6 protein-coding genes are annotated in these 9252 nt (G+C 33.0%); all 6 read right to left on the reverse strand.

From position 1 onward, the window contains the following. A partial coding sequence (locus ABWO04_RS08180; protein ID WP_353079006.1) for a fumarate hydratase occupies positions 1-824 on the reverse strand: 824 nt, incomplete at its 3' end. Positions 825-908: 84 nt separating this feature from the next. Next, entirely contained in the window at positions 909-2348 is a 1440-nt protein-coding gene (locus ABWO04_RS08185; protein ID WP_353079008.1) for a spore maturation protein, read from the reverse strand. A gap of 93 nt (positions 2349-2441) precedes the next feature. Further along, complete coding sequence (locus ABWO04_RS08190; protein WP_353079010.1) at positions 2442-3464, reverse strand: fasciclin domain-containing protein; 1023 nt, start codon at positions 3462-3464, stop codon at positions 2442-2444. A gap of 24 nt (positions 3465-3488) precedes the next feature. Then, positions 3489-6809 (reverse strand): TonB-dependent receptor, encoded by a 3321-nt coding sequence (locus ABWO04_RS08195; RefSeq protein WP_353079012.1) that lies wholly within the window; start codon positions 6807-6809, stop codon positions 3489-3491. A 93-nt stretch (positions 6810-6902) separates the two neighbouring features. Next, positions 6903-8540 (reverse strand): glucose-6-phosphate isomerase, encoded by a 1638-nt coding sequence (gene pgi, locus ABWO04_RS08200; RefSeq protein ID WP_353079013.1) that lies wholly within the window; start codon positions 8538-8540, stop codon positions 6903-6905. A 10-nt stretch (positions 8541-8550) separates the two neighbouring features. After that, positions 8551-9252 (reverse strand): peptidoglycan DD-metalloendopeptidase family protein (locus ABWO04_RS08205; protein ID WP_353079015.1); only part of this gene is annotated, 702 nt, incomplete at its 5' end.

Genomic DNA, 9252 nt, shown 5'->3' on the forward strand with positions numbered 1-9252 from the left:
ATTTGTACTCTTTTTTCCCATTCTAAATCACGAAACGCTTGACCTGACATGTTTCCAGAAGTTGGAAGATTATCATAATATCCTGCTGATGCTTTTTTCACGGCTGCTAAGTTCGCTTCCGCAGAAGTGCCACCAATAACGATAGCCAAGTTATACGGAGGACAAGCCGCTGTCCCTAAATCCATAATGCGTTCACGAACAAATTCTTCTAATGATTTGTCATTTAATAACGATTTTGTTTTTTGATATAAGAAGGTTTTGTTGGCCGAACCACCACCTTTTGTTAGAAATAAAAATTCATAAGAATTTCCTTTTTTCGCATAAATATCAATTTGAGCAGGAAGATTTGAACCTGAATTTTTTTCTTCAAACATCGAAATCGGTACAATTTGCGAGTAACGAAGGTTTTTATTTTGGTATGTATTGTAAATTCCTTTCGATAACCATTCGCCATCTTCCACACCTGTGTACACGTTTTCGCCTTTTTTAGCTACCACAATTGCTGTTCCTGTATCTTGGCAAGAAGGCAATTGACCTTCCACGGCTACAGCAGCATTTTGTAATAAATTATAGGCTACAAAACGATCGTTATCTGTGGCTTCTGGGTCTTCTATAATGTTTCTAAGTTTTTGTAAATGTGCAGAACGTAGCATAAACGAAACGTCGTCCATGGCTTCTTGTGCTAATAATTCTAATCCTTTTGGGTCAACCACTAAGATTTCTCTATCGCCAAGTTGTTCAATTTTTACAAAATCTGAAGTTAATTTTTTGTAGGTTGTATCATCTTTTAAAATAGGATACGGGTCTTGATATAAAAAGTCCATTGTGTGTATGTTTTGAAAGGTAAAGTTATGAAATATATTTAAAAATCTCCAAGATTTTCAAACTCTTAGAGCGTTAATTACCCTCTAAAAAAACCAACTTGCCACTGCAATCGCAGCAATTACACAAATTAAATCTACTAATAGCATAATTCCTAAAGTGTATCGCGTGTTTTTTACGTTAATACTTCCAAAATAAACTGCAATTACATAAAAAGTAGTTTCTGCACTGCATTGAAAAATAGCGCTCAATCTTCCGGTTAAAGAATCAACGCCAAATGTGTTCATTGCATCAATCATAAATCCTCTCGAGCCACTTGAACTGAAAGGGCGTAACATAGCAACAGGTAACGAATCGGTAATTTGTTTGCTTACGCCAATATTGGAAAACACAAAAGAAATTCCGTTACTCATAATTTCAAACAAGCCGCTATTTCTAAAAAAAGAAATGGCTACCAACATTCCCATTACATAAGGAAAAATAGTAACACCAGTAGTTAAACCATTTTTTGCACCGGAAACGAAGGCATCAAAAATTGTGGTTTTTTGCTCTACAAATTTCTTTTCTTTAGTAAAAGCATAAAATAATGTTATTCCAATAATTGCAATTAACATTAATCCTGACAAATTAGAAGTAAAGAAGTTTTTCTCCACTAAATTTAATCCGTTAACGTAAAACAATAATCCAGTAATTGCAGCAATTATTGTCATTAATCCAACGATTAAAGTAGCGCTTTTAAAGTTTATTTTCTGTTTAATTCCTACAATCAATAGCGCAGCAATGGTACCTATAAATGAGGTAATAATACAAGGCAACATTACATCTGCTGGATTTTCCGCATTTGCTGCTGCACGATAGCCAATAATAGATGTTGGAATCAAAGTTAAACCAGCAGCATGTAAACACATAAACATAATTTGCGCATCGCTGGCTTTGTCTTTGTCTGGGTTAAGTGATTGTAGACTTTCCATAGCTTTTAATCCGAAAGGTGTTGCAGCAGAATCTAATCCTAAGAAATTTGCCGCAAAGTTTAACGTCATATAAGAAACCGATTCGTGATTTTTAGGTACAGATGGAAATATTTGTGCGAAAAACGGACTTAATTTTTTGGCTAATTTTTCGGATGCGCCTGAAATTATTAGCAACTCCATTAAACCGCAAAAGAAAGCCAAATAGGCCATAAGAGGCAGAATAATATCGAACAAACTGTTTTTACAAGTTGGTAATAAACCATCTGATTTTTGTGTGCCACTGTAAATTTTTACAGTTTGATTTTTATAAACGTAAGTAGTATCTGGATTTAATGTATCTCTATTAATGGTAAATGTTTTTTCTTCGGATTTTTGAATACTATCTTTAATAAAAACAGGGATTTCTTTTAAAAACTTTTCTGAAATTAAAACAGGATCATCTTTTTTTCCATTTAATACGTAATCTACAGAATACGTGTTTTCTGCAAACAAACTTACTATAATAAACACTATAGAAGAAATAAAAATAGTCAACCAAAATCTACTTAATACCATGTTGTATTTTTTTTTGTAAATGTATGATTTTATAAGATAAAAAAAAACCGTTCCAAAATCAATTGGAACGGTTTAGAATTTAATAGGTATTTTTTATAAAGTAGGTTGTAATACTTTATCAATGATATGTGCCACACCATTAGAACCTTGAATGTTAATAGTTGTAATGTTTGCATTAGCTGCTGTAATATCAGCAATTTTTACAGTCCCAGCAGCTATTGAAATAGTTTGTTGTGGACCAGTTAATTGTGTATTAATAACCAAAGGAGTTGTAACTACAGGAGTAGCTGCCGCAACAAAAACAGTTGAAGACGAAGCTCTACGATTATTGTTTTCAATATGGAATCTCAACACTTTAGTAATATTTGCAGCAGATTGCCCTGTTAAAAACGCAGCACTACCAAACGCAGCGTTTGTTGGCGCAAAAACAGTACGTGATAACGCATTAGAAGCACCCGTTGCAGTTGTAGTAATATCCGTTAACACCGCAGCTTGAGGCGCAGAAGTTAATACACCTACTAAACTAGATAAATCTGGATTTGCAATAATTAAGTTATGTACTTTAGGAATACTTAATACATGACTAATTACGTGAATTACTCCATTACTTGCGTTAATATCTGCTTGTAAAACAGTTGCGCCACCATTAGTATTTCCTCCATTAATAACTACACCATTAGTTTTATTAGTGTATAAACTAATTGAAGTAGAAGTTGATGTACCGAAAGGAGAAAAAGAATTTACATATCCGTTGCTAGGAAAATCCGCAGAAAGTGTTCCAACTGTCAATACATGGTATTGTAATATTCTTCTTAAAGCAGAAACACCAGAAGTTGGAGTTGCTTCAATACTTGCCTCAGTTATTCCAGCCGCAATAAAAGCACTATTTTTTGGCGCTAGTACAGTATAAGAACCAGGGTTTCTAAATGTATTTAGCAAGCCTGTTTTAACTAAAGCTGCTTTTAAGATGCTGAAATTTGCAGGATCAGCATCTAATATCTCTACAATGGTAGGATATTTTTCAACTACATTTTCTGAATCACTTTCACAAGAAAATGATAATAAAGCTACAGTTACTACTGCTAACGCTTTTGATATTTTATTAATTAATTTCATGTTTTGAATGTTTATTAGTTTACACTATTTACCAAATGTATATCTTAATGTGAATTGCGCTTGCCAAACATCAAATACCGATGAATTATTAGATAAAGTATCTTTAATTAAATATCTTTTTCCATTATCATCGGTTTGTTGTGCCAATTGAAAACTTGGCACATAATTGTTTGCTGCACTTGGAGCTTGACTAACCGATAATATTTGCGTGTTTGTTGCTCTTTTCGAAACGCCCCAATCATGGTTTAACAAGTTTGTGAAGTTTAAGATGTCTGCTCTAAATTGAAAAGATTGTTTTTTTCCTTTTATTTTTAAGAAGAAATCTTGAGTAACAGATAAATCTAAACGGTGTAACATTGGTAACGTAGATGCATTTCTTTCCACGTATTGTCCACGTTTTGTTTTTAAATAAGAATCTTGTTCAATGTATTGGTCGAAAGCAGCTGCTTGTTGAGCGGCAGTAAATAATACCTGAGATACACCACCAACATTTTGAGTGATATCTGAGAATCTAAGTTCAGAAGCATTTTTAGGCACGTATAATAAATCATTTCCATTTACACGGTCACCGTTGATGTCACTTCCATAAGTATAGGTATAAGGACTTGCTTTTTCTCCAACGTAACCAATATTAAACGATGTAGAACCCCCATATTTAGATCCGTAATTTAATTTATAACCTAATAAACCTACAATTCTGTGAGGGGTATTGTTGTTTGAATTAGATAAATCTAAATTATTATTTCCTAACACAGATCTTGCTCCCGTCCAAGAACCTGAAGCAATAGAACCTGCAGATAATAAATCTTGAGCAGTTGATTTTGTATAGGCAACTGATCCCCAAAATCCTTTTTTATAAGGATACTCTAATTTAAATGTTGTTGAAACAAAATAGCCTTGTGATGTGTTTGATAATACAATTGCATTTGATACATTATCATTTATTCTTGCTCCATTATCTGTTCCTGAATAGAAAGGACGATTGTCACCCCCATTATTAATAGTTCTTTGAGCAACTTCTAAATTAGCATTATAATAAAACACTTCGTTGATATTTTGGCTATAAATTCCTTCAAATGAAGCTACTAAACCAAACGGTAATTTTTGATCTATTGCAAAATTTGTTTTCCAAGTTTGTGGAAATTTGAAATTTTCATCTGTAAAGGCCAAATCAAATGTAGTTGGCAATTGAGGCGTGCTAGGTGTAAAATATTGACCCGGATTTGCCGTAAATCCGTATCCGCCTGCAGCTAAAGCCGCTCCACTTACATCAACAAAACCAGTTAACACACCATTATTTCCAATTGCGTTAGATAAAAACACAAGTGGTGGTCTACCTGTAAATATTCCTGTTCCACCTCGGAAAATGGTTCTGGCATTTTTATTCACATCAAAGTTAAATCCAAATCTTGGTTCAAACAAGTATTGGGTTTTTGCCATGTTTCCGGTATTAAATTTTTCACCATCTCTAAAAGACATTGCAGTAACTGCAGGATTTTCTAATGCAGTATCTGCAAAACTAACTGCAGTTGCTCTAATACCAAATGTAAGTTTTAAATTATCTGTAGGCTTATATTCATCTTGTGCATAAATATCAATTTTATTAGATTTTAACACTTGCATTGGTTCTGCCCCACCAGGTAAAGCAGAATATCTGTATTGAAATCTTGATGGTAAATTTGCAGCTGTTGTAGCTGGCGCGCCATTATTTGCTACTGTTTCAGCAACCGCTCCTTGGAAAGCAGCTAAAGTATCAAATATATATACTCCGTTTGATGCAGGAAAGAAATTATTATTTGACACAAATCTTTCAAAATTAGCTCCAAATAATAAGGTATGTTTTCCAAAATTACCAGTAATATTGTTGGTAAAATGCAATGTAGAATAATCTAACAAGTTAGAAGGTGTAAATGGGTCTAAACCTGCAGAAATGTAGTTATTTGATCCTTTTTTAATATCAATAGTTGGGAAAAGTCCACCACCTTGTAAACCTCTATTTTCAAGTTGTTTGTCATAACCTGCAATAAAGTTATTTGACCATTTTTCTGAAATTTTCCAATCCCATTCTAAAACAGCAGACCTTGTATTGTCTTCAATAACATAACCACTATTTTTGTATGACATAGAGAAAACGTTTGTTCTTCTGTTACCAAAACCAGCAGAGTTTGAATTTGAAATTAATTCATCAGCTCCAGAATCATGGTGAACATAACGTGCTGTTAATTTATGATTGTCATTAATATTCCAGTCAATTCTAGCTAAAAACTTTTTAGATTCTCTAACAGCATCAAAATTTTCAAAAGCGCCTGTTTCATATCCAAAAGAATTTTTCAAAAGATTTGAAACACTTACTAAATCAGTATAAGCTGTTTCAGATACTTGTGCTCCAGCATTTGGTGATCCTGATGAAGTCCACGTAGTTGCTGGGCTAACATTATCAATAGTTTCAAAGTTACCAAAGAAAAATAATTTGTCCTTGATAATTGGTGCGCCAATTCGAGCGCCCCAAATTTTTTCTTGAAATTGAGAAGGCGTAATTTTTATGTTTCCAGCTCTATCTCCTAAAAATTCTTTATCATTATTTCTGAATGAATGATACACAGAACTTTCAATTTCATTTGTACCACTTCTAGTAACCGCATTAATTCCTGAACCTGTAAATCCAGATTGTCTAATATCGAAAGGAGCAATGTTTACTTGAAGTTGCTCAATAGCGTCTAATGAGATTGCAGTAGAACCTGTTCTACCTCCAGCTTGAGAATCTGAACCCAAACCAAAACCATTATTAAATACAGAACCGTCAATTGTAAAATTGTTCAAACGAGAGTCTTGTCCTCCAAATGTTCCGTTACTTCCAGCATTTGCATTATATTTTGTAATACTGTTGATGTTTCTAGAACCAATAATCGGCACAGCGTTAATTTCTCTGTTAGAAAATTGCTGACCCGCACCCGTTTTACTTTTGTTAAATGCATCTTTAGAATTAACAGATACAATTTTTACTTCTTCAATAGAATTAATTGCACTTTGCATCTCAATATTAATTACAATTGAGTTTCCTAATGGAGCAGTAATTTCTTCAATTACAAAAGGGTTATACCCTACATAATTTACTTTAATTGTGTAAGGACCTCCTGGTCTTACAGAATTTGCCGAATAGTTTCCTTTTTCGTCAGCTGTCGAAAAGTATTTTGTTCCCGTTGGAACGTGCTTAATTTCTACAACTGCAGCTGCAAGTGTTTCACCTGTTGAAGATTTTACAGTACCAGTTATGGCTGATTTTGTAACCTGTGAAAAACCAAATGCCGAAATGAATAGAAAAAACCAATAAATGTTCTTTTTCATGTTTTTTTAGTTAAATATTTTTGACAAAATTATAAAAATTTTAATAAATAACATTAAGAAAACATTAACACTTTTTTATTTTATTAACAATTTTTAGCTAATAAACTTACTTAACAGCGTAGTTGTTGAACTATCATGGTTTTTGACATTTCTGCTTTCTATTTCACTTAAAATAGAATTTGCCAATTGTTTGCCTAATTCAACACCCCATTGGTCATAACTATAGATATTCCAGATAATTCCTTGTACAAAAATTTTATGTTCGTACATGGCTACTAATGCGCCTAAACTTTCTGGTGTCAATTTTTTTATTAATAAAGTATTGGTGGGTTTGTTCCCTTCAAAAACTTTAAAAGGTATTAAATGTGCTACTTCAGTTTCTGTTTTACCTTGTGCTAAAAATTCAGAAAGTACTTGTTCACGAGATTTACCTTTTAGTAAGGCTTCTGTTTGCGCAAAAAAGTTAGACATTAATTTGTTATGATGGTCTTTTTCGCCATAAAGCGGTTCAATAAATCCAATAAAATCTGTTGGAATTAGTTTTGTTCCTTGATGAATTAATTGAAAAAACGCATGTTGCGAATTGGTTCCTGGCTCGCCCCAAACAATTGTTCCTGTTTGATAATTTACAGGTTTTCCATTTCTACCTATAGATTTTCCGTTGCTTTCCATAATACCTTGTTGTAAATAAGGTGCCAGTTTTTGTAAATATTGCGTGTATGGAATTAATGCTTCTGTTTCGGCACCAAAGAAATTATTATGCCAAATACTTAACAAAGCTAATACTACCGGAATGTTTTTTTCAAATGACGTGTTCGCAAAATGCACATCCATTTTATTTGCACCTTTTAATAATTGATTAAAATTATTGTATCCAACAGCTAAACTTATAGTTAAACCAACGGCACTCCATAATGAAAATCTTCCGCCAACCCAATCCCACATTGGAAAAATATTTTCGGGTGCGATACCAAAGTTGGTTACGTTTTGCAAATTTGTTGAAACGGCAACAAAATGTTTGGCAATATCTTTTTCTGTAGCGTATTGCAAAAACCATTTTTTTACAGTTTCCGAATTGGTTAAGGTTTCTTGTGTGGTAAATGTTTTAGAAACGATTACAAATAAAGTAGTTTCAGGATTTATTTTTTTTAGAATTTCTTGTACATGATCGCCATCTACATTAGAAATAAAGTGTGTGTTTAAATTGTTTTTATAAAATTGTAAGGCTTCCACAATCATCGCTGGGCCTAAATCTGAACCACCAATTCCAATATTCACCACATCGGTAAATGGTTTTCCAGAAAATCCTTTTGCTTCACCAGAAACAATTTTATGTGTAAAATCTTTTATTTTATTTTTCGTGTCATAAATTTCAGGAATTACATTTTTTCCTTCAAACAAAATCACATCATTTTCATTAGCACGTAATGCGGTATGAAGCACGGCTCTGTCTTCGGTTTCATTTATTTTTTCTCCTGAAAAATACTTTGAAATAGCATCTGGCAAACCTACTTCATTTGCTAAATCTATAAGTAATTGTACAGTTTCTACTGTCCAATTATTTTTTGAAAAATCTACATAAAATTCATCCCATTCAATATTGAATTTTTCTGCTCTTTTGGCATCATTTTCAAATAAATTTTTAATAGTCTGCTGTTCAATTTCTGAAAAATGCGATGTTAATTTTTGCCAAGCTTTTGTTTCGGTTGGATTGATATGTTGTAATTTCATAATAAATTGTTTATTCTTTAAATGTTTTGGATGTGGTGTCGTCTAATTCTTTTTTTAGCGGAGCAATGGCTGCTAAATATTTTGTTTTTTGATTTTTTGTCATCGGTTCCGAAGTTGGCAATTTTAATCGCAAAGGATCTACTTGTACGCCATTTTTCCAAAAACGATAACACACATGCGGTCCTGTAGCTAAGCCTGTACTTCCCACTTTTCCAATAATTTGCCCTTGAGTTACCGATTGCCCTCTACGCACTAAAATTTTCGACATGTGAAGGTATTGAGTGGCGTATTGTCCGTTGTGTCTTACTTTTACAAAATTTCCGTTTCCAGAAGTATATCCTGTGGCTTCTACAACTCCTGAAGCGGTTGTTTTTATAGGTGTTCCGTGTGGTGCAGCATAATCGGTTCCATTATGTGCTTTCCAAGTAAATTGTACTGGATGAAATCTTCGAGCTGTAAATTTTGAGGTTAATTTGAAAAAGGATAAAGGCGCTTTTAAAAACATACTTTTAGCTCCCGAAGCTTTTTCATCATAATATTCCGGTTTTTTCTGGTTCTCATTTAATTTATAAGGGAAAGCGTATATTTTTTTTCCTTTATATTCAAAATAAGACGCTTCTACCTCGTCTACTCCTAAATATTCCCCGTTTTCAAAATATTTTTCTTTGATGGTTACGGCAAATTTATCGCCTTTTTTTAGCTTGAAAAAGTC

It is taken from the genome of Flavobacterium sp., assembly GCF_040382755.1.
Taxonomy (GTDB): domain Bacteria; phylum Bacteroidota; class Bacteroidia; order Flavobacteriales; family Flavobacteriaceae; genus Flavobacterium.

Coding starts and splice junctions, on each gene's coding strand:
- ABWO04_RS08190 (WP_353079010.1), bottom strand. CDS start 3,464: ATGAAATTAATTAATAAAATATCAAAAGCGTTAGCAGTAGTAACTGTA.
- pgi (WP_353079013.1), bottom strand. CDS start 8,540: ATGAAATTACAACATATCAATCCAACCGAAACAAAAGCTTGGCAAAAA.
- ABWO04_RS08185 (WP_353079008.1), bottom strand. CDS start 2,348: ATGGTATTAAGTAGATTTTGGTTGACTATTTTTATTTCTTCTATAGTG.
- ABWO04_RS08195 (WP_353079012.1), bottom strand. CDS start 6,809: ATGAAAAAGAACATTTATTGGTTTTTTCTATTCATTTCGGCATTTGGT.